We start from the raw sequence: 19,983 nt of genomic DNA, 5'->3' as shown, positions 1-19,983 counted from the left end.
CTCAGCTCTCCGCCAGCCTGACGGCTGGCGATCTTCCGCTGCGTCATGCCCCCGGCATGACGCTCACCGCGGAAGATGGTGCTGCCGGTGAGGATTGAACTCACGACCTCAGCCTTACCAAGGATGCGCTCTACCACTGAGCTACGGCAGCATGTCCGGGCCAAGAATGCTGGGGACGCGGGCCTATGGCCGCGGGGCTCCCAAAGTGTCAAGGGAAAGCGATGGGCGACAAGGATAAGGCCGAACGGCTCGCGGCCAAGCTGCGCGAGAACCTGCGGCGGCGGAAGGCGCAGGCGCGGGACATCGACGGCGCTAAACAGGAGCGCACGCCTCCTCCAGCCACGCCCGCTCCGCGCCCCCCAGAGTAGGCCCGACCTTTTCCACCACCTGCGCGTGGTAGGTATTGAGCCACGCCAGCTCCTCCGCAGACAACATCTCCCGCACAACCAGCCGCCGCTCGATCGGCGCGAAGGTCAGCGTCTCGAAGCCGAGCATCTCCTTGTCCGCGCCCGCAACCTCCCGCGCGACGACCAGCACCAGGTTCTCGATGCGGATGCCATACTCGCCCGCCTTGTAGTAGCCGGGCTCGTTGGACAGGATCATGCCCGGCTGCAGCGGCTCGTCGCCGCCGGCGTAGGCGCTGCCGACCGGCGCGATCCGCTGCGGGCCCTCGTGCACCGAGAGGAAGCTGCCGACCCCGTGTCCGGTGCCGTGCGCGTAGTCGAGTCCGGCCTCCCACAGCGGCCGCCGTGCAAAGCTGTCGAGCTGCCCGCCCCGGGTGCCCTTGGGAAACAGGGCGGTGGCGAGCGCGATATGCCCCTTCAGCACCCGCGTGAACCGGTCGCGCATCTCCTCAGTCGGGGCGCCCACCGGCACGGTGCGGGTGATGTCGGTGGTGCCGTCCTCATATTGCCCGCCCGAATCGATCAGGAAGAGCGAGCCCGGCTCCAGCTTGCGGTTGGTCTTCTCGCTGGAATGATAGTGAACGATTGCGCCGTTCGGCCCCGCCCCGGATATGCTGTTGAAGCTGAGATCGCGGAGCTCCGGGTTCTCCCGCCGCAGCGCCTCCAGGGTGTCCGACGCGGCCAGCTCGTCGAGTTCGCCCGAAGGCGCCTCCTCCTCCACCCACTTCAGGAAACGCGTCATCACGGCCCCGTCGCGCAACTGCGCGGCGCGGTGCCCGGCGAGCTCCGCTTCATTCTTGATTGCGCGCGGAAGGACGGTGGGATCGCGGACCGCAATGACCTGGGCGCCGGCCCCTTCCAGCGCCTCGGAGATCGCCGCTACCGAGCGCTCCGGATCGACCGCGACCGTCTTGCCGCCAAGCTCGCCCAGCGCCGCTTCGAACTCCGCCCGCTCGCGCAGCCGAACGCCGTTGCCGAGGTGCTGGCGGACTCCGGGCGTGACCTTCTCGCCGGCCACAAACAGGTCCGCCGTCCCGTCTGCATGCATCAGCGCATAGGCCAGCGCGACGGGTGTATGGCTGACGTCCGTGCCGCGCACGTTGAAGGTCCAGGCGATCGAGTCCAGCGCCGCCAGCGCCGCCGCGTCGGCCTTCTGCTCGGTCAGCCAGTCGGCGATCGCCTGCCGCTTGTCGGCGCTGCTCCGCCCCGCCAGCCGCTCGGGATGCACGGCCAGCGCCGCCTTCGACGCCTCCGGCCGATCCCGCCATACCCGGTCGATCGGATTGTCGCGCACCGGCACCAGCTCTGCGCCGCGCGCCGCAAGCGCCTCGGTCGCTTGCCGCACCCAGTCGCGCCGGTGCAGCCACGGGTCGTAGCCGATGCGCGCGCCCTCCGGCACATGGTCCTTCAGCCATCCCGCGATGCTGGTCTCCGGTACCGACTGGAAGCTCCACTGGTCGCCGTTGACCTGTTGCCGCACCTGCAACGTGTATCGCCCATCGGTGAAGATCGCCGCTTCCTCCGGCAGCACCACCGCCGATCCCGCCGACCCCTCGAACCCGGTCAGCCAGGCCAGCCGCTGCGCGTAGCTGCCGACATATTCGCTCATATGCTCGTCGGTCAGCGGTACGACGAAGCCGTCGAGTCGGTCGGCCTTGAGTTGCTCGCGGAGAGCGGCAAGGCGGTCGGCATGGGAAGACATGAGGCAACTCCGTCAGGCTGAGCTTGTCGAAGCCCGGCACTTATCCTAGCGCTGTAAGGAGGAAATCAGCCCTTCGACAAGGTCGGGCGAGCGGGGTGGACAATGAGCCTTCGTCTGCGAATTCTACCGATCGCCGCCGCAGCCTTGCTCGCGGCCGTTCCAGCCACAGCCCAGAAAGCGCCAATGAACCGAGCCGCCGAACTTCCCGCGCCGCCCAAGGCCGAGCAGCGCCCCTACAGCTACGATCGCCACGGCATTCGCATCGAGGACCCGTATCACTGGCTCAAGGACCAGTCCTATCCCAAGATCGACGACCCTGACGTGCTCGCCTACCTCAAGGCTGAGAATGCCTACTTCGAGGCTTGGAAGAAGCCGCACGAGCAGCTGGTCGAGACGCTGTTTCAGGAGATGAAGGGCCGGCAGAAGGAGGACGACTCCTCCGTTCCGGTCAAGGACGGCGACTACCTTTATTGGTGGGCGTTCAAACCCGGCGCCCAATACCGGCAATGGTACCGCAAGCCAGTTGCGGGCGGCCCCGACCAGCTGATCTTCGACGAGGTGAAGGAGGCCGAGGGCAAGGAGTATTTTCGGCTTGGCGGCATGGCGACCAGCCCGGACGGCAAGCTCGCGGCGGTGCTGGTCGACGACAACGGCTCCGAACGCTTCAAGCTCAGGGTGCGCGACCTCGCCAGCGGCAAGGACCTGGAGACCGTCACCGAAGTCGGCATCGGCCAGCCCGTCTGGACCAATGACAGCCGCGGCCTGGTCTTCACCGAGGTCAACAAGAACTGGCGCAGCTACCGCGCCCGCTACCACCGCGTCGGCGCGCCCGCTGCGCAGGCTCGCACACTCTACCAGGAGAAGCGGGACAAGGGCTTCTCCGTCGGCGTATCTGGAAGCCAGGATCGCAGCCTGATCTTCATTTCAAGCGGCGACAACACCACCAGCGAGGTGCGCTTCGTCTCGGCGGGCGACCCGACGGAGCCGCTGACCTTGATCAGCCCGCGCAAGAAGGACCGCCAGTATGATGTCGATGCGGCGCACGGGAAGCTGTGGATCCTGACCAACGACAATCACGTCAACTTCCGCGTCGCCTCGGCCCACCCGAGCCGCCCAGCGGAGTGGACCGAGGTGATCCCCGGCTCGGACCGCACCTACCTGCGGGGGGTCACCAGCTTCCGCGACCACCTGGTGCTGACGACGCGCGTCGACGGCCTCGATCAGCTGATCCTCAGGGATTATGCGAGCGGCGCACAGGAGCGCATCCCGTTCAAGGAGGCCAGCTACTCAGCCGGCTTCGGCAGCAATCCCGAGTTCGCCCCCGCCGCCTATCGCCTCAGCTATAGCTCGATGGTCACGCCGGCCACCGTGTACGACTACGACCCGAAGGCCGACCAGCTGAAGCCGCTCAAGGTGCAGGAGATCCCGTCCGGCTACGACCCGACGCAGTACGTCACCGAGCGACTGATGCTGCCGACCCGCGACGGCAAGCGGGTGCCGGTCTCGGTTGTCACCAAGAAGGGGTTCCGCAAGGACGGCAGCCAGCCGTTGTTCCTGTACGGCTACGGCGCCTACGGCTACGCCATCCCGCCCGGTTTCTCGACGACGCGGCTGAGCCTGGTCGATCGCGGGGTGGCCTTCGCCATTGCCCACATCCGCGGCGGCGACGATCTCGGCTACCAGTGGTTTCTGGACGGCAAGCTGACCAAACGGACCAACACCTTCAACGATTTCGTGGATGCGGCCAAGGGCTTGGTGGCCGCCGGCTATACCTCACCCGGCAAGATCGGCGCGCAGGGCGGCTCGGCCGGCGGCGAGCTGATGGGCGCGGTGGTCAACAGCAATCCCGAGCTGTTCGGCGCGGTGGTTGCGGACGTGCCCTTCGTCGACGTGCTCAACACCATGCTCGACGACAGCCTGCCGCTCACCCCGGGCGAGTGGCCCGAATGGGGCAATCCGATCACCGACAAGGCGGCGTTCGAGCTGATCCGCAGCTACTCGCCCTACGACCAGGTCAGGCCGCAGAACTACCCGCCGCTGCTGATCACCGGCGGCCTCAACGACCCGCGGGTGACCTATTGGGAGCCGGCCAAATGGGCGGCCAAGCTCCGTGCCACCAAGACCGACAGCAACCCGCTACTGCTCAAGATCAACATGGGCGCGGGCCACGGCGGCAAGTCGGGCCGCTGGGACTCGCTACGGGAAACGGCCGAGGCCTATGCCTTTGTGCTGACGCAACTGGGTGCCGCCAGGGAGTGACGCCCGAGTTCCGCATGGGATTGTTGGCTTTGCCCGAGCACATCGACGAGCTCGGGCACGTCAACAATGCCGTATGGGTGCAGTGGATCCAGCAGGTCGCCACCGCGCACTGGTACGATGCGGCGCCGCCCGAGTATCGCGACGCGTACATCTGGCTCGTGGTTCGGCATGAGATCGACTATCTCCGGCCGGCGCTCGAAAGACAAACGATCACTGCCCGCACCTGGGTCGACGAGGCGCCGCGCGGCGCGCGGTTCGACCGTTTCATGGAGTTCACCGATCCCGATGGAAAGCTGTGCGTCCGCGCGCGCACCGGCTGGGCGATGCTCGACAAGGCAACCGGCCGCCCGCAGCGCATTCGGCCGGAGATCGTGGCGCCGTTTCTCCGGCCGGAGTAGAGCTCCGACATGGTTCATCCTGTCCTTCACGACTATTTCCGCTCTTCCGCCTCCTACCGCGTTCGCATCGCGCTGAACCTCAAGGGTGTCGCTTACGAACCCCACCCGGTCAGCTTAGTTGACGGCGCGCAGCGCTCCGAAGCCTACCGCGCGCTCAATCCGCAGGGTTTCGTGCCGTTGCTCGAGATCGACGGCCTTAAGCTGGCGCAGAGCCTCGCCATCTTCGACTATCTGGACGCGCGTGATCCCGACCCGCCGTTCGGTCCCAAGGATCCGGCGGGCCGAGCCCACGTCCTTGCTCTCGCGCTGACGGTCGCGTGCGACATCCACCCGCTCAACAACCTACGTGTGCTCAAGTATCTGAAAGGCACGCTCGGGCAGGAGCAGGACGCGGTCCACGCCTGGTACCGACACTGGGTGGCGGAGGGTCTCGACGCGCTCGAGCAGCTTGCCGCGCCGCAAGCGGGCAGCTTCCTCTACGGAAACCAGCTCAGCATGGCCGACATCTGCCTGGCGCCGCAGCTCTACAATGCACGCCGCTTTCAGGTACCGCTGGAGCCCTACCCGACTCTCACCCGCGCCGATGCGAACGCGTGCCGCCTTCAAGCGTTTCAGGATGCGCACCCCGACCGCCACGCTCCCGAGGAGACAGCGCCATGAACCGCGTCGACAGCACTACCGCCGGGATGGAGCGGACCCAAGCGCTTCAGTCGGTCGAGATCCCGAGCTTAGCTGGCAAGGTCAGCGACGAGGAGTGGAAGCTCCGCATCGACCTGGCCGCGGCCTACCGGCTGGTCGCACATTACGGCTGGGACGACCTCATCTTCACCCACCTCAGCGTCCGCATTCCCGGCCCTGAGCACCACTTCCTCCTCAACCCCTACAATCTGATGTTCGAGGAGGTGACCGCATCGAGCCTGGTCAAGGTCGACCTCCACGGCAGCCCGGTCGACCCCACGCCCTTCATCACCAACCCCGCGGGCTTCACCATCCACTCCGCAATCCACATGGCGCGCGAGGATGCGCAGGCGGTGATTCACCTCCACACGCCGTTCGGCCAGGCGGTCGCGGCGCACGAGGAGGGGCTGCTGCCGCTGACCCAGACCGCCATGCTGATCGGCGGCGACCTCGCCTTCCACGACTACGAGGGCGTCGCAACCGACCTGGAAGAACGCGAGCGCATCGTCGCCGACCTCGGCAGCCGCAACGCCATGCTGCTCCGCAACCACGGCACGCTGAGCGTGGGCGAAACGGTCGGCGAGGCGTTCATCCGCATCTACTTCTTGGAGCGCGCCTGCCAGGCCCAGGTCTACGCTCTATCCGCTGCCGACCAGTGCAACCACCCGCCCCAGGGCACGCCCGAAGTCGCGGCACAGCAAGGCGCCGCCGGGCTCAAGGTCGCGGCCAAGCTGCTCGCCTGGCCGGCGCTGCTGCGGAAGGCGTACCGGTTGGATCCGGAATTCGCCACTTAGCGGGTTCGCCGGGAACGGTCCGGCTACCGCGTCGCCTTCGGCTGGCCCGGCGCGAAGGCCTCGCCGAAGTAGCTCCCTGCGTACCAGCGTGGGCGCTGCGGGTCGTCGGCCAGGCGGCGGGCTATGCGGTAGTTGAGCTGAGCATAGCGCGCCGCCGCGTCCCACAGGATCGGCTGGCTAAGGTCGTCTCGGACGCTATGGTAACGCTCGTCGAAGAATTTGTCCCAGATTGGCTTGCCGCCACTGCCGTAGCCGGTGAACAGCAGGATCGCAGGCACACCGCGGCGGGCGAGCGGGTAATGGTCGGAGCGGACGAAGATCGACTGCTCGGGCATCGGATCGGGCGATACCGCGACGTTCATCGTCCGGCCCGCAGCGGCGACCGTGCGGGCGACCGTGCTATGATCGGCGCCGAACGCCACCACGTCGCTGAACGGGTAGAGCGGCACGGGCATGTCGAGGTTCACCGCCGCTGCCACCTGCCCGATCGGCACCGTCGGGTTTGCCGCCCAATAGTCGGCGCCGAGCAGGCCCAGCTCCTCGCCGGTATGCGCGATGAACAGGACGGAACGGCGCGGCCGGGTGCCCGCCGAGGTGAACGCCCGCGCGGCCTCGACCATGGTGGCGATGCCGGCCGCGTTGTCGAGCGCGCCGTTGTAGATCCTGTCCTCGCCCGGCTTGGCGTCCTTCTTGATGCCGAGGTGGTCGAGGTGCCCGGTCAGCAGCACATATTCGGACGCGAGCCGCGGGTCGCTGCCCGGGATGAGGCCGAGCACCGCCGGGCTGGTGAAGTCCTCCCACTGCGAGTTGGCGCGCACCGTGAGGCTGGCGGTGAGTGGAAAGCCGGTCGGCCGGGCGCCGCGGGGCGCTGCCTGCGCCCGGACCTGAGCCAGGCTAGCGCGGGCACCGGTGAAGAGACGCGCGGCCGCCTGTTCGGACAGCGCCATGCGGAAGCGCAGTCCGGACGGAGTGCTGCCCGCCGTGCCCCCGGCAACCCAGTCGACGGCAGGACTTCCCGCGAACTGGCCGAGGCGGGTCTGGCCGTTCGGCTGGACCGGGATCTCGATCAACCCGATCGCTCCCGCCGCCGCCGCCATGCGCGCCTTTTGCGAGCCGAGGTGGGCGGCAACCTCGCTGTTGAGGCCGGCCGGGGTCCCGGCGAACACCACCGCGGTCTTGCCGCGCAGGTTCAGCCCGCGGAAATCGTCGGTGCCGAGTGCCCGATCGGCAATGCCGTAACCGGCGAACACCAGCGCCGATCGCATGTCGCGCTGCCGCTCGGTCAGGCTTGGCCGCACGGCAACGTCGCTGGCCCAACGCAGCTTGTCGGTCCGTCCCCCGGCCGTCAGCGTGACCGTTGGAACGCCCTCGTGCGCGGCGCGGCGGAATGGCACGCGCTGGTACCAGCCGCCGCGCTCGCCGCCCGGGCGCAGACCCAGGCTGCGGAACTGACTGGCGACGTAAAGCGCGGCAAGCTCATGCCCGCGGGTGCCGAGGCCGCGGCCTTCCAGCAGGTCGTTGGCCAGGAACTCGACATGGGCCCGGACGCGATCGGCCGAAGCGGCGAGTTCGGCGTCGGGCGCAGGCGCGGCCCCGACCAGAACGGCGGCGAGCGGCGCGAGCGCCCATGAGCGAAGGGTCATGAAGCTCCTGTTTCGGGCAGCCGGCGCTCCCATGCGAGGGCAGTGCCGATGATGTGCTCGATAGCGTCGTGGCGCGGGCTCCAGCCGAGCCGTTCGACCAGGCGGCGGTTGGAAGCGACCAGCTGCGGCGGATCGCCCGCGCGCCTCGGCCCCATCCGCCGCGGCACGGGCGTGCCGTTCACCCGGTCGAGCGCGTCCAGCATCTCCAGCACGGAAAAGCCGCGGCCATAACCGCAGTTGAGGGTGAAGCTCGCTTCCGGCTCGGCGATCAGCTGCTCGAGCGCCGCCACATGGGCGTCGGCGAGGTCGGACACATGGATGTAATCGCGGATGCAGGTGCCGTCGGGTGTTGCATAGTCGGTCCCGAATACGTCCACATGGGCCCGCTTGCCGACAGCCGCCTCACAGGCAACCTTGAGCAGGTGGGTCGAGCCGCGGCCGACCTGGCCCGAGCGTCCTTGCGGGTCGGCGCCCGCGACATTGAAGTATCTGAGCGCCCCATAGTTGAAGCCGTGGGCCGCGGCGCAGTCCACCAGCATGGTCTCCGTCATCAGCTTGGACGAGCCGTAGGGGTTGATCGGGCGGGTGGGATCGGTTTCCTCGATCGGTACCCGCTCGGGCGCACCGTAGGTGGCGGCGGTCGAGGAGAACAAGATGTGCTTGACCCCGCTCGCCACGGCCGAAGCGATCAGGCTGTGCGTCGCGACCGTGTTGTTGCCGTAGTATCTGAGCGGGTTCTCGACGCTCTCCGGCACCACGATCGAGCCGGCGAAGTGCATCACGGCCCGCACCTGGTGCTCACGCAGGAACGGCTCCACGGCCGCGCGATCGGCGATGTCGGCGTGGAGAAAGGGCACACCCTCCGGCACGGTCTCGCGGCGGCCGTTGGACAGATCGTCCGCCACCACGACGTCCCAGCCGCCGTCCCGCAGCGCGAGCACCGCGTGGCTGCCGATATAGCCGGCGCCGCCGGTGACCATTACGGTGGGACGGATCGTTGTCATGCGCGCGTTTGCTCCTCAAGGCCGCCCCTGCAGACCCGCTAGACGTTTCGGCCTTCACGACGCAAGCGGTCGCGCCTAAGAGCCGCGCTCTTGCTTACCAACAGCAGCAATGGGGCCCATGGCGATAACCATTTCGAGTGCGTTCGACTCCGGCAATATCCGGGTCGTCAGCCAGAACGGCGTTCGGGTCGACCTGGAGATCGTGGTGGACCGCGGGGCCGACTTCTACCAATGGTTCCACTTCAAGATTGCCGGCGCCCGCGACCAGGATCTGGTGCTGCGCATCCTCAATTGCGGCGGCAGCGCCTATCCGCATGGCTGGCCCGACTACAAGGCGCGGATGTCCTACGACCGCGAGGACTGGCTGCTGGTGGACGGCACCGGCTACGCGGACGGCGTCCTCACCATCCGCTTCAAGCCTGAGAGCGATCTCGTCTGGCTGGCCTACTTCGCCCCTTATTCGATGGAGCGGCACCACGACCTGGTTGCGACCATCGCGAGCCTCCCCGGCGTGGGATATCGGAGCCTCGGCAAGAGCTTGGACGGCCACGACATCGATTGCCTGACGATCGGCGACGGCCCGCTCACGGCCTGGCTCTACGGCCGCCAGCATCCGGGCGAGAGCATGACCGAATGGTGGATGGAAGGCGCGCTGGAGAAGCTAGCGGACCCGGACGATCCGGTCGCCCGGGTGCTCCGCCGCGAAGTCACCTTTCACATCGTTCCTAACATGAACCCTGACGGGTCGGAGCGCGGCCACCTGCGCACCAACGCGATCGGCACCAACCTCAACCGAGAATGGCACGCGCCTTCGGCCGAGAAGAGCCCCGAAGTTCTATGCGTTCGCGACGCCATGGATCGCCAGCCGCCCGACTTCGCGATGGACATCCACGGCGACGAGGCCATCCCCGCCAACTTCCTGGCCGGGTTCGAGGGCATTCCCTCGCTGACCGAGCGGCAGACCCGCTTGTTCAAGCTGTACAGCGACACGCTGGAGCGGCTGTCGCCCGACTTCCAGACCGCCCAGGGCTATGCGATCCCGGCGCCCGGCCAGGCGAACATGAGCATGTCGACCACCCAATTGGCTGAGCGCTACGGCTGCCTATCGATGACGCTTGAGATGCCGTTCAAGGACAACTTCGATCTGCCTGATCCGCTGCGCGGGTGGAGCGCGGAACGGTCGAAGTATCTCGGTGAGTCCTGCCTGGACGCGCTTCATGCCGTCCTGTTCGAACTGAAGGCCTGACCCGATGCCCATCCTCGTCCTGCTTCGTCACGGGCAATCGCAATGGAACCTGGAGAACCGCTTTACCGGATGGTGGGACGTCGACCTGACGGAGGCAGGCAAGACGGAGGCCGCCGCCGCGGGCGAGCTGCTTCGCGACAAGGGCTTCGACTTCGACTGCTGCTTCACCTCGGTGCAGCAGCGGGCGATCAAGACCCTCAATCTGGTGCTGGAGCAGATGGACCGGCTGTGGCTGCCGGTGACCAAGGATTGGCGCCTCAACGAGCGGCACTATGGCGGGCTGACCGGCCTCAACAAGGCGGAAACGGTGGCCAAGGTCGGCGAGGAACAGGTCAAGATCTGGCGGCGAAGCTTTGACATCCCGCCACCGCCGCTGGAGGAGGACAGTCCGTACGCGAGCCTGCAGCACGACCGACGCTACGCCGAGGTCGCGGTTCCGCAGACGGAGAGCCTGAAGGACACCATTGCCCGCGCTCTACCCTACTTCGAGGCGGAGATCGCGCCGGCGCTGAAGGCCGGCAAGCGGGTGATTGTCGCTGCGCATGGCAATTCGCTCCGCGCACTCGAGAAGCAGCTGTCCGGCATCAGCGATCAGGACATCGTCGGTCTGGAAATCCCGACCGGTCAGCCGATCGTGTACGAATTGGACGAGCAGCTGAGGCGGGTCGACCGCTACTATCTGAGCGAGCGCTAGCCAGTGGGCGGCAGGCCCGCTGCTAAGCCGCCGCCTTTTCCTCGTACATCGCGCGGTCGGCGCGGTTGATCACGGCTTCGCACCGGTCGCCACGCTCGATCAAGGCAATCCCGATCGCCGCGGACAAGGGAATTGCGTGACCATCATGCTCGAAGTCCGTGCTGGCGATCCGGTCCACCAGCCGGGTAGCGGTCTCCGCAGCCTCTGCGCCGTCGGCATGCTCCAAGAGGATGGCGAACTCGTCGCCGCCGAAGCGGGCAACACAATCGCTCTGCCGGGTGCCGGCAGCGAGCAGATTGGCGACATGCAGCAGCGCGGCATCGCCGGCATGATGGCCGAAGCTGTCGTTCAGGACCTTGAGGCCGTCCACGTCCACGAACAGCACCGCACTTTGGTCGCCGTAGCGGTTTGCGCGGTCAATTCGCTTCTCCAGCTCGCGCAGGAACCCGCGCCGGTTCGGCAACGGCACCAGGCTGTCGTAATGAGCCAACAGGTCGAGCTGCTCGATTCGCTGCTCAAGCCGAGCGACCTCGGCGCGCAAGCGTCCGATCTCCTGAACCAGGGCGGGGGCATCAGAGGGGTCTGTCATGGCCGAGCTCCCAACGATACGCGCCACTATAGCGCGGGTTCCTCCACTTGTGGAATCGCTCGCGATTGCACCTCTGCCGCCGCCTTCCTAAAGCTCCCGCTCGGCCGGTGAAGCGAGGGCGGAACACGGGAATGACAAGCGCGGCGGTAGGCATCATCATGGGGAGCGCGTCTGACTGGGATACCATGCGCCACGCTGCGGAGACGCTGGAGGGGCTGCAGATCGCTTACGAGACGCGGATCGTGTCGGCACATCGCACTCCCGATCGACTGTACCGCTACGCCGGGCAAGCGAAACAACGTGGATTAAGGATCATCATTGCGGGCGCGGGCGGCGCCGCCCACCTGCCGGGCATGGCGGCGGCGATGACGAGCCTGCCGGTCCTCGGCGTGCCGGTTGAAAGCAAGGTTCTGAACGGCGTCGATAGCCTCCTCTCGATTGTCCAGATGCCGGCCGGAGTGCCCGTGGGAACGCTGGCCATCGGCCGGGCCGGCGCGGTGAACGCTGCCCTGCTGGCCGCAGCCATCCTGGCTCTGGCCGATCCCACGCTTGCCGAACGCCTCGAGCGCTGGCGGCAGGAGCAGACCGACGGGATCGCCGAGGAACCCGAGTGATCGAGCCCGGCGCAACGATCGGCATCGTCGGCGGTGGCCAGCTCGGCCGGATGCTGAGCGTGGCGGCGGCGCAGCTCGGCTACCGCTGCCACATCTACGATCCGCATGAGCGCCCGGTGGCGGCGGACATCGCGGCCGAGTTCACGCGCGGCGACTTCAGCAACGTGGACGAGCTGCGCCGGTTCGGCGACTCGGTCGACGTCGTCACCTACGAGTTCGAGAACCTGCCGGCAGCGCCGCTGACCCACCTGGGCGACAAGCTCCGGCCGGGCACACGGTCATTGGAGGTCGCCCAGGATCGCGCCGAGGAGAAGAGCTTCATCGAGCGGACCGGCGCTCGCGTGGCGCCATGGCGCCGGGCCGACTCGCTCCAGGACGTGCAGGCTGCAGTCGCTGAACTCGGCTGCCCCCTGGTCCTGAAGACCCGCCGCTACGGGTACGACGGCAAGGGCCAGGCATGGGTCCGCGAGCCCGCAGAGGCCGCGTCTGCGTGGGGAGCGATCGGCGAACAGCCTGCGGTGGCGGAGACGGGGGTCGCCTTTCAGGCTGAGTTCTCGGTGGTAGTGGCGCGTGGCAAGCATGGGAATATCGCCTTCTTCGACTTGCCGGAGAACCGGCACGAGGACGGCATCCTGCGGCGTTCATCGGTGCCCGCAAGCTCCGCGGTGCTTGAGCATGGTCCGTCCGCGCGGGCCATGGCAGCGGGGATCGCGGAGGCGCTTGGGCATATCGGCGTGCTGACGGTGGAGTTCTTCGCCTGCCCCGAAGGTCCGCTGGTCAACGAAATCGCGCCGCGCGTGCACAACAGCGGCCATTGGACCATCGAAGGCGCCGCCACCTCCCAGTTCGAACAACACATCCGCGCCATCTGCAACCTGCCGCTGGGTTCGACGGCGCTGCGCAGCCGGGCCGTGACGATGGACAATCTGATCGGCGACGATGTGCTGCGCTGGCCGGAGCTCGTCTCGGAACCAGGCGCATCCCTGCACCTCTACGGCAAGGGTGCGCCGAGGCCCGGACGCAAGATGGGGCATGTCACGCGCGTCAGAACGTAAGGGTTTGCAAAGCAAACGGGAGCTTACGCGCGCAGAACGCGCGTGTCGGCCGGCCTGCGGCGCAGCCGACAGGACCGACGTCACGAGATTAACTCCAGTGACGTCCGCCAGCAGTGCGGGCGGGTCTCGGACCAAGTCCGGGATGAAGCTTACTGCGGCTGAGCGACCTCGATCGGCAGGCCGAGCCGGTCCAGCTGAGGTCGCACCTTGCCCGCGTCGCCGACTACCACCCACACGAACCCGCGCGGATCGACCGCACCGCGCAAGGCCTGGTCGAGCCCGGTACGGGATAGTCCGCGGTACTTGCCGGCCAGCTGCTCATAATAGTCGTCCGGCCGCTTGTAGAGGTCGTTGCTGATCATTGCCTGCAGCACCGCCGCGCTGGTTTCGAAGCGGCCGGGCAGAGCATCGACATTGTTCGAGATCAGCCGGGTAAGCTCGTCCTGAGTAACGCCCTTGGTGCCCAGGATATCGTTGATCTGGGCGTTGAGTGCTTGGATCGACTCGCCGGTGCGGTCCGACTGCACGGGCGCGTTGATAAGGTAAGGCACGGCATGGACGTTGAGCCCGATGCTGCCGCGCACGCCGTAGGACCAGCCCTTGGTCTCGCGCAGGTCCATGTTGATCCGCGACAGGAAGTTGCCGCCAAGCACCTCCGAACCGCCGCTGACCGGAACGATGTCGCTCATGGGATCGATCGGCGTGACCTGGCCGCCCAGGATGACCGACTGCGGCGAGCCGGGCCGGTCGATCAGCACGATCCGCGGACTGGTCGGACGGGCGGGCGGAGCGGTGAAGCTCTTCGCTCCCTTGGCCGCGGTTGGGGCCTGCCAAGTGCCGAAGCGTGCCTCCAGTTCGGGCATCAGCTCGGCCAGCGGCAGGTTGGATACGACAAAGACCTCGCCATTGTCCGGCCGCAGCCATTGCTGCTGGAAACCAACCAGCTGGTCGCGCGTGGCGGCCTGCACCGTCGCCGCCTGGCCGAGGCCGGTCGTCGCATAAGGGTGGTTGGCACCGTAGAGCAGCGCCGGCAGCGCTCGCGAAGCGATGGAGTTGGGCTCCTTCTGCGCCTGCGAGATGGCGGTCAACGTCTGGGTGCGCACCCGGTCGAGTTCGGCCGGCGCGAAGGTCGGCCGCTGCACCACGTCGGCGAGCAGGTCGAGCGAGGGACCAATGTTGGCGGACAGCGCCGACAGGGTCACCAGGCTGCGGTCCGCGGTGCCGCTGGTGTTGAGCTCGGCGCCGAGCCGCTCCTGCTCCTCGGCGATCTGCTGCGAGGTCTTGCCGTCCGCGCCCTCGTCGAGCAGCGAGAGCGTGAGGTTCTGCAGCCCCCTCGCATTCGGCGCATCGGCGGAGAAGCCCGCGTCGAACGCCAGCGCCATCTGCGTCACCGCCACGGCCGAGCGCTGCGCGTAGTGCACCTCCATGCCGTTCGACAGCTTGACGTGCTGCACCGCCGGGAAGTCGAGCGGGGGGGTTTGCGCCAGGGTCGGGATCGGCCGGACCGTCTTGGGCGTCGCGATATCCGCCTTCCGCTTGGCCTGACGGCGCGCCGCAGCCTCGACGTAGGGCGGGCGATCGCCCGGTTCCAGCCGCACGTTGAACGACGGGCGGCTCAACCACTGCTGCATGGTTGCCTGAATCTGCTGCGGCGTTGCGGCCGCATATTGCTGTAGCGTGCGCTGGTAGAAGTCGCTGTCGCCGGCGTAGACCTGGCCTTCGGCCAGCGCGACCGCCTTGCCCCCGAAGCCGCCGACCTGCTCCAGCCCGCGGATTCGCCCGGCCACGTCGCGGGTGGCGGCGCGGCGGACCTCATCTTCCGTCGGGCCGCTGGCCAGGAACTCGGCCATGATCTGGTCAAGGCGCCGGTCGACCACCGCCGGGTCCACGCCGGGCTTGACCGTCACGTTGATCTCGAACTGGCCGACGCGATGGAACGGCTGCAGCCCGGCGCTGACCGCCACCGCCAGCTTCTCGTCGCGCACCAAGATGTTGTCGAGCCGTGAGCTGGCCAGCCCGCCAAGGATGGCGCCGCCCAGGTCCAGCGTCGCAAGCTGATCGGACAGCAGGCCAGGTACCGCCCAGTAGCGCTGGAGTTGCGTCGCGGCGACGCGATCCTTCATCACGATCGACTTGGGCGCGGCCAGCGTCGGCACGTCCGCCGCCGCGGGCGTGTTCACCGGACCGCGCTTGATCGCGCCGAAATACTTCTCGACCAGCGGCCGGGCCTCGGCAGCGTTGATATCGCCAGCCAGCACCAGCACCGAGTTGTTGGGGCCATAATTGTCGAGGAACCAGCTCTTCACGTCGGCCAGGCTGGCGGCGCTGAGGTCGGCCATCGAGCCGATGGTGCTGTGATGATAGGGGTGGCCTTCGGGAAAGAGGTTGGCGAGCACCTCATACTCGACCAGCCCACCCGGCTGATTGTCGCCCTGCCGCTTCTCGTTCTGGACAACGCCGATCTGGTTATCCAGCTTCTCCTGGGTGACCGCGCCCAGGAGGTAGCCCATGCGGTCGCTTTCCATAAACAGCGCTCGCTCCAGCGCGCCGCGCGGCACCGTCTGGAAATAGTTGGTGCGGTCGAACCACGTCGTGCCGTTGTAGTCGGTTGCGCCGATCTGCTGCAGATATTCGAAGAAGTCGCCCGGCAGGTTCTCCGAGCCGTTGAACATCAGATGCTCGAACAGGTGGGCGAAGCCGGTCTTGCCGCGGGGCTCGTCCTTGGAGCCGACATTGTACCAAGTGCTGACCGCCACCACCGGCGCCTTGCGGTCCTCGTGGACGACCACAGTCAAGCCGTTCTCGAGCTGGAACACCTGATTGGGAATGGCGACCTGACTGACCAGCGTGCTGACGGACGCGGGCTCCGCAGGGGCGGCAGACGCGGCCGGTGCAGACGCTTCCGCAACCGTGCGGGGCGCGGTGGTGGCGCAAGCGGCGAGCGCCGAAGCACCGGCGAGAAGGAAGGCAAGGCGGTTCAGCTTGGTCATAGAGAGTCGATGCTCCAGCAGGCAGTTCGCTCCTGCTTGCTAAGTCCTTGTGCGGACGGCGCAACCTGATTCGACCAACGCGCCGCAAAGATCGACGGGCGGCACGCGGCTGACAGGGCGCACGCGACCTGCTAGCGGCCCGCGCGATGACCCCTCTATCCACCATCCGCAATTTCTCGATCATCGCGCACATCGACCACGGCAAGTCGACGCTGGCCGACCGCCTGATCCAGCGCACCGGCGGGCTGACCGAGCGGGAGATGGTTCGGGGGCAGATGCTGGACAATATGGAGATCGAGCAGGAGCGCGGGATCACCATCAAGGCGCAGACCGTGCGGCTCGAATGGCCAGCCGCTGACGGAAACACCTACACCCTCAACCTAATGGACACGCCCGGCCATGTCGACTTCGCCTACGAGGTCAGCCGCAGTCTGGCCGCGTGCGAGGGGGCGCTCTTGGTCGTGGATGCGGCGCAGGGGGTGGAAGCGCAGACGCTGGCCAACGTCTACCAGTCGATCGAGCACGACCATGAGATCGTGCCCGTCATCAACAAGGTCGACCTCCCCGCCGCCGAGCCCGAGCGCGTCCGCCACGAGATCGAGGAAGTGATCGGCCTCGACGCCTCCGAAGCGGTGCTGGCGTCCGCCAAGACCGGCATCGGCATCGACGAGGTGCTGCAAGCGATCGTCGACAAGATCCCGCCGCCGAAGGGCGACCCGGAAGCGCCGCTCAAGGCGATGCTGGTCGACAGCTGGTACGACCCCTACCTCGGCGTCGTGATCCTGGTCCGGGTGATGGACGGGGTGATCCGCCGCGGCGCGCAGGTCAAGTTCATGGCCGCGGGCACCACTCACCTGATCGACCGCGTCGGCTGCTTCCGCCCCAAAATCGAGCAACTGGCCGAACTCGGCCCCGGCGAGATCGGCTTCATCACCGCCCAGATCAAGGAGATCAGCGAGGCCCGCGTCGGCGACACGGTGACCGACGCCCGCCGCCCCGCCGCGGAAGCCCTGCCCGGCTTCAAGGAAGTGCAGCCGGTGGTCTTCTGCGGCCTGTTCCCGACCGACGCCGCCGAGTTCGAGAAGCTCCGCGACAGCCTCTACAAGCTGCGCCTCAACGACGCCTCCTTCAGCTTCGAGATGGAGACCAGCGCGGCGCTGGGCTTCGGCTTCCGGTGCGGCTTCCTCGGCCTCCTCCACCTGGAGATCATCCAGGAGCGGCTGACCCGCGAATACGACCTCGACCTCATCACCACCGCGCCGAGCGTCGTCTACAAGATGGTCCTGAGCCACAGCAAGAACGAGCCGGCGCAGACGATCGAGCTGCACAACCCGGCCGACATGCCCGACCCCAACCGGATTGAGAGCATCGAGGAGCCGTGGATCGAGGCGACCATCTATGCCCCCGACGAATATCTCGGCCCCATCCTGAAGCTGTGCCAGGACCGCCGCGGCATTCAGAAGAACCTGACCTATGTCGGCGGGCGGGCGCAGCTGACCTATGAGCTGCCCTTGAACGAAGTGGTATTCGACTTCTACGACCGGCTGAAGAGCATGTCGAAGGGCTATGCCAGCTTCGACTACCACCAGATCGGCACCCGCGAGGGCGACCTGGTCAAGATGAGCATCCTGGTCAACGAGGAGCCGGTCGACGCGCTGAGCATGATCGTCCACCGCGCCACCGCCGAGGCCCGCGGCCGCGGGATGGTCGAGCGGCTGAAGGAGCTGATCCCCCGCCACCTGTTCAAGATCCCGATCCAAGCCGCGATCGGCGGCAAGGTCATCGCCCGCGAAACCATCAGCGCCATGCGCAAGGACGTCACCGCCAAGTGCTACGGCGGCGACGCGACGCGCAAGCGCAAGCTGCTGGAGAAGCAGAAAAAGGGCAAGGCCAAGATGCGGGAGTATGGGAGCGTGAGCATCCCGCAGGAGGCGTTCATTGCTGCGCTGCGGATGGGCGACGAGGGCTAGGCGCTTCTTTCTGCGCCAGGGAAGAAGCAAGGGTGAATGCGAGCGAGAAGCGCAGCAGCAGCGACTTGGGAATCTGCTCGCCGCGCAGGGCGCGCTGGTAAAGCTCGTCAATGGCGAGCAGGGCTTTCCAGATCAGCTCTTCCCGGGTGATTCGCACTTGCGCGTGGTAGGAACAAACGAGGAACGCTCGCAAGGCGTCGCGCGCGATAGCTGGGGATTGTTGGGCGAGAGGAGCCGTCACGGGAGTGAATCCCCTGACGTCGAAGCTGTCGGCTAGCGCCGCAGCCCGGCCGGCCGCTCCGCGGCTCTTGGCTAAGCCGAAGCGTCGGCTGCGCCGTCGTTCGTCTTAGCCGCGGCGCTCAGCCGAGCTCCGGCCTGCCCTGCCCGTCCTTGCTCGGCGGGGTGCTGAGGTCGCGGATGACGGGGGTGCGCTCGGGCCGCGGCAGGCGGGGGAGCATGCTGCGCTCGCGGCGGCAGAGGAGGTCGTGGGCTTCCCCGCTGTTCAGGGTGAAGCTGCGGGTGTTGGGGGCGGTGGGCTCCGGTGGGTTGGCATGATTGGGGCTTTCGGGTTGGGGTGGTGAGGGGAAGGGAAGAAGGGCCGTCACGAAGTGAATTGTCCTTCGTTCAGCTTCGCTTCCGTGACGTCAGTCCTGTCCGGCTCCGCCGGCAGGCTGGCCGGCCCTGCGCGGCTCTTGGTCAAGTCGAAGCGTCGGCTGCGCCGTCGTTCGCCTTGGCCGCGGCGCTCGGGCTTCATACTCGCGGCGGGCGTGAGCTTCCCATTGTATGTGAGCCTCCGCATCCCACCGATGCTGCTCCGCCCACTTCGCCCGCTCCTTGTTGAGGTCCACGTCCGGGCCGCCGCTGACGCCTTCGCTGCGGTAGGTGCGGTGGGTGCCGTGGTCTCCGAGCAGCTGGCCGGGCGTGGGCTCGGGGCGGGGCGGCTCGCCGGCGAGGCGCCAGTGCTCGCGGCGGATCCCGTCCAGCAGGCGGGTGGCGGGGGTGTCGGCGATGTCGGTAAGGCGGTGGCCGAGCCGGGTTTCGCGGAGAAAGCCGAGGAGGTCGACGGTGCCGAGCTCCAGGCACAGCTCGATGACCGTGATCTGGCGGAGCGCGAAGTCGGCGGCGGCGATCCGGCCTTCAAGGCGCGCCTGCCGCTCGGCGCAGAGCTTGCGGACATAGTTGTCGAGGATGCGGTCGAACCATTCGGCGCGCGGGTCGGCGTCGGGCTCAGGAAGCTCGGGCTCGGCGGGCGCGGGGCGGGTGAAGTTGCCGCGCTGGGCCGGCGGGCGGCCGCGGGGACGGGCGTCGGCCAGGCCCTGCGCCAGGCGCGCGGCGCGGTCTTCCTCGGCGATGTCGAGCGCGCGCTCCCACGCGAGGTTGAAGTCGTCGGAGCCGTCGGCCTTGCGCAGCTGCTCCGCGCCGAACTGGGCCATGCCGATGGCGTGGCAGGCGCGGCGGACGGAGCCGCAGCCGGCCAGGGCGACGATGAACGCCTGCTGCCGCTCAGGGGTCCAGCCGTCGAACCGCTTGGCCTTGCGCGGCACGGGGGCGAAGCGGAGCAGCTCAGCCAAGTCCGCGAACTCGTCCGTGCCGGCCTCGCCGTTGGCGCGGCAGCGGTCGCAGGTGACTTTGATCAGCGGGTCGGCGTGGTTGGCGGCGGCGGCGGCGAGCATGGTGGGTGCTCCTTTGCCGGCCGGTTGTAACCTGGTTGGTTCGTTGTAGGACAGCCCCTAGGGATGCGGCGTGCGGCGAGTGCGGCGCGGGGCCGTTGACAAGCGGGCGCTTAAGCGGGAGGGAGGCGGCGATGGTCGGTCCGGCTGCCTCTTACGCTTACTCGACCAGCGCTGCCCCGCGCTGGTGGCGGACCGCAATGGGCGGCGCGCGATGGCGTTGGCGGTGAGCTGATCGAAGCAGTTTCCTCCCCAGCCAACCGCGACCCGCCC

17 protein-coding genes and 1 tRNA gene are annotated in these 19,983 nt (G+C 67.7%); 9 read left to right on the top strand and 9 right to left on the bottom strand.

Going from position 1 to position 19,983, the window contains the following annotated elements; all coding sequences use genetic code 11:
• Positions 1-76 precede the first annotated feature (76 nt).
• Both QZX62_RS11390 and QZX62_RS11385 read right to left on the bottom strand, forming a co-directional pair.
• Positions 77-151: transfer RNA gene (locus tag QZX62_RS11390), tRNA-Thr, on the bottom strand.
• A 161-nt stretch (positions 152-312) separates the two neighbouring features.
• Positions 313-2,106 carry an aminopeptidase P family protein gene (locus QZX62_RS11385; protein WP_294174552.1) on the bottom strand — a complete coding sequence of 598 codons (1,794 nt, stop codon included), beginning with the start codon at positions 2,104-2,106 and terminating at the stop codon, positions 313-315.
• A 183-nt stretch (positions 2,107-2,289) separates the two neighbouring features.
• On the opposite strand from QZX62_RS11385, the gene QZX62_RS11380 reads away from it, so the two are divergent.
• The 4 genes from QZX62_RS11380 to QZX62_RS11365 are packed head-to-tail and all read left to right on the top strand — an operon-like array spanning position 2,290 to position 6,235.
• Positions 2,290-4,365, top strand: coding sequence for a S9 family peptidase (locus tag QZX62_RS11380; RefSeq protein ID WP_294174550.1), 2,076 nt, complete (start codon positions 2,290-2,292; stop codon positions 4,363-4,365).
• A 14-nt stretch (positions 4,366-4,379) separates the two neighbouring features.
• The gene (locus QZX62_RS11375; RefSeq protein ID WP_294174580.1) at positions 4,380-4,763 is read left to right on the top strand and encodes a thioesterase family protein; all 384 of its coding nucleotides are present in this window, start codon (positions 4,380-4,382) and stop codon (positions 4,761-4,763) included.
• Positions 4,764-4,772: 9 nt separating this feature from the next.
• Positions 4,773-5,423 (top strand): maleylacetoacetate isomerase, encoded by a 651-nt coding sequence (gene maiA, locus QZX62_RS11370; RefSeq protein WP_294174549.1) that lies wholly within the window; start codon positions 4,773-4,775, stop codon positions 5,421-5,423.
• 26 nt (positions 5,424-5,449) lie between these two features.
• The gene (locus tag QZX62_RS11365; RefSeq protein WP_294174579.1) at positions 5,450-6,235 is read left to right on the top strand and encodes a class II aldolase/adducin family protein; all 786 of its coding nucleotides are present in this window, start codon (positions 5,450-5,452) and stop codon (positions 6,233-6,235) included.
• 23 nt (positions 6,236-6,258) lie between these two features.
• On the opposite strand, the gene QZX62_RS11360 is transcribed toward QZX62_RS11365, so the two are convergent.
• Positions 6,259-7,878: a M28 family peptidase gene (locus QZX62_RS11360; protein ID WP_294174548.1), complete on the bottom strand. Its 1,620-nt coding sequence runs from the start codon at positions 7,876-7,878 to the stop codon at positions 6,259-6,261.
• Positions 7,875-8,882: a UDP-glucose 4-epimerase GalE gene (gene galE / locus QZX62_RS11355; protein ID WP_294174546.1), complete on the bottom strand. Its 1,008-nt coding sequence runs from the start codon at positions 8,880-8,882 to the stop codon at positions 7,875-7,877. Before galE ends, QZX62_RS11360 begins: the two co-directional genes overlap by 4 nt.
• Positions 8,883-9,000: 118 nt before the next feature.
• Here galE and QZX62_RS11350 point away from each other — a divergent pair, with 118 nt between their 5' ends.
• A complete protein-coding gene (locus QZX62_RS11350) occupies positions 9,001-10,128 on the top strand; it encodes a M14-type cytosolic carboxypeptidase (protein WP_294174544.1) in 1,128 nt (375 codons plus the stop codon).
• A 4-nt stretch (positions 10,129-10,132) separates the two neighbouring features.
• Positions 10,133-10,822 carry a 2,3-diphosphoglycerate-dependent phosphoglycerate mutase gene (gene gpmA / locus QZX62_RS11345; protein WP_294174543.1) on the top strand — a complete coding sequence of 230 codons (690 nt, stop codon included), beginning with the start codon at positions 10,133-10,135 and terminating at the stop codon, positions 10,820-10,822.
• A gap of 22 nt (positions 10,823-10,844) precedes the next feature.
• Here the strand turns inward: gpmA and QZX62_RS11340 are convergent, their stop codons facing one another.
• Positions 10,845-11,411: a GGDEF domain-containing protein gene (locus QZX62_RS11340; RefSeq protein ID WP_294174541.1), complete on the bottom strand. Its 567-nt coding sequence runs from the start codon at positions 11,409-11,411 to the stop codon at positions 10,845-10,847.
• Between the two features lie 131 nt (positions 11,412-11,542).
• Between QZX62_RS11340 and purE the strand changes: the two genes are divergently transcribed.
• Together purE and QZX62_RS11330 are read left to right on the top strand one after the other, a co-directional pair.
• Positions 11,543-12,025, top strand: a complete 483-nt coding sequence (purE, locus tag QZX62_RS11335) for a 5-(carboxyamino)imidazole ribonucleotide mutase (RefSeq protein WP_294174540.1) — start codon at positions 11,543-11,545, stop codon at positions 12,023-12,025.
• Positions 12,022-13,080, top strand: a complete 1,059-nt coding sequence (locus QZX62_RS11330; protein WP_294174538.1) for a 5-(carboxyamino)imidazole ribonucleotide synthase — start codon at positions 12,022-12,024, stop codon at positions 13,078-13,080. The genes purE and QZX62_RS11330 overlap by 4 nt, the downstream gene beginning before the upstream one ends.
• A 149-nt stretch (positions 13,081-13,229) precedes the next feature.
• Here QZX62_RS11330 and QZX62_RS11325 read toward each other — a convergent pair whose 3' ends face one another.
• The gene (locus QZX62_RS11325; protein ID WP_294174536.1) at positions 13,230-16,070 is read right to left on the bottom strand and encodes a pitrilysin family protein; all 2,841 of its coding nucleotides are present in this window, start codon (positions 16,068-16,070) and stop codon (positions 13,230-13,232) included.
• 146 nt (positions 16,071-16,216) lie between these two features.
• On the opposite strand from QZX62_RS11325, the gene lepA reads away from it, so the two are divergent.
• Positions 16,217-18,040 (top strand): translation elongation factor 4, encoded by a 1,824-nt coding sequence (lepA, locus tag QZX62_RS11320; protein WP_294174534.1) that lies wholly within the window; start codon positions 16,217-16,219, stop codon positions 18,038-18,040.
• Here lepA and QZX62_RS11315 read toward each other — a convergent pair.
• From QZX62_RS11315 to QZX62_RS11305, 3 genes are all read right to left on the bottom strand, one after another.
• Positions 18,006-18,281 (bottom strand): hypothetical protein, encoded by a 276-nt coding sequence (locus QZX62_RS11315; protein WP_294174533.1) that lies wholly within the window; start codon positions 18,279-18,281, stop codon positions 18,006-18,008. The genes lepA and QZX62_RS11315 overlap by 35 nt on opposite strands.
• A 118-nt stretch (positions 18,282-18,399) precedes the next feature.
• On the bottom strand, positions 18,400-18,645 hold the full coding sequence (locus QZX62_RS11310) for a hypothetical protein (RefSeq protein WP_294174532.1): 246 nt from the start codon (positions 18,643-18,645) through the stop codon (positions 18,400-18,402).
• Between the two features lie 39 nt (positions 18,646-18,684).
• Positions 18,685-19,713 carry a hypothetical protein gene (locus tag QZX62_RS11305; RefSeq protein WP_294174530.1) on the bottom strand — a complete coding sequence of 343 codons (1,029 nt, stop codon included), beginning with the start codon at positions 19,711-19,713 and terminating at the stop codon, positions 18,685-18,687.
• Positions 19,714-19,983: the final 270 nt, after the last annotated feature.

Origin of the sequence: uncultured Sphingomonas sp., from assembly GCF_902806265.1 — a bacterium.
Taxonomy (GTDB): domain Bacteria; phylum Pseudomonadota; class Alphaproteobacteria; order Sphingomonadales; family Sphingomonadaceae; genus Sphingomicrobium.
This window is presented reverse-complemented; position numbering and strand designations above follow the sequence as displayed.

Bases quoted from the DNA above. Each gene is read 5' to 3' on its own strand.
- QZX62_RS11380 (WP_294174550.1), top strand. From the start codon at position 2,290: ATGAACCGAGCCGCCGAACTTCCCGCGCCGCCCAAGGCCGAGCAGCGC.
- QZX62_RS11350 (WP_294174544.1), top strand. From the start codon at position 9,001: ATGGCGATAACCATTTCGAGTGCGTTCGACTCCGGCAATATCCGGGTC.
- lepA (WP_294174534.1), top strand. From the start codon at position 16,217: ATGACCCCTCTATCCACCATCCGCAATTTCTCGATCATCGCGCACATC.
- maiA (WP_294174549.1), top strand. From the start codon at position 4,773: ATGGTTCATCCTGTCCTTCACGACTATTTCCGCTCTTCCGCCTCCTAC.
- QZX62_RS11360 (WP_294174548.1), bottom strand. From the start codon at position 7,878: ATGACCCTTCGCTCATGGGCGCTCGCGCCGCTCGCCGCCGTTCTGGTC.
- QZX62_RS11305 (WP_294174530.1), bottom strand. From the start codon at position 19,713: ATGCTCGCCGCCGCCGCCGCCAACCACGCCGACCCGCTGATCAAAGTC.
- QZX62_RS11340 (WP_294174541.1), bottom strand. From the start codon at position 11,411: ATGACAGACCCCTCTGATGCCCCCGCCCTGGTTCAGGAGATCGGACGC.
- gpmA (WP_294174543.1), top strand. From the start codon at position 10,133: ATGCCCATCCTCGTCCTGCTTCGTCACGGGCAATCGCAATGGAACCTG.
- purE (WP_294174540.1), top strand. From the start codon at position 11,543: ATGACAAGCGCGGCGGTAGGCATCATCATGGGGAGCGCGTCTGACTGG.
- QZX62_RS11365 (WP_294174579.1), top strand. From the start codon at position 5,450: ATGGAGCGGACCCAAGCGCTTCAGTCGGTCGAGATCCCGAGCTTAGCT.
- QZX62_RS11385 (WP_294174552.1), bottom strand. From the start codon at position 2,106: ATGTCTTCCCATGCCGACCGCCTTGCCGCTCTCCGCGAGCAACTCAAG.
- QZX62_RS11325 (WP_294174536.1), bottom strand. From the start codon at position 16,070: ATGACCAAGCTGAACCGCCTTGCCTTCCTTCTCGCCGGTGCTTCGGCG.
- QZX62_RS11375 (WP_294174580.1), top strand. From the start codon at position 4,380: ATGGGATTGTTGGCTTTGCCCGAGCACATCGACGAGCTCGGGCACGTC.
- galE (WP_294174546.1), bottom strand. From the start codon at position 8,882: ATGACAACGATCCGTCCCACCGTAATGGTCACCGGCGGCGCCGGCTAT.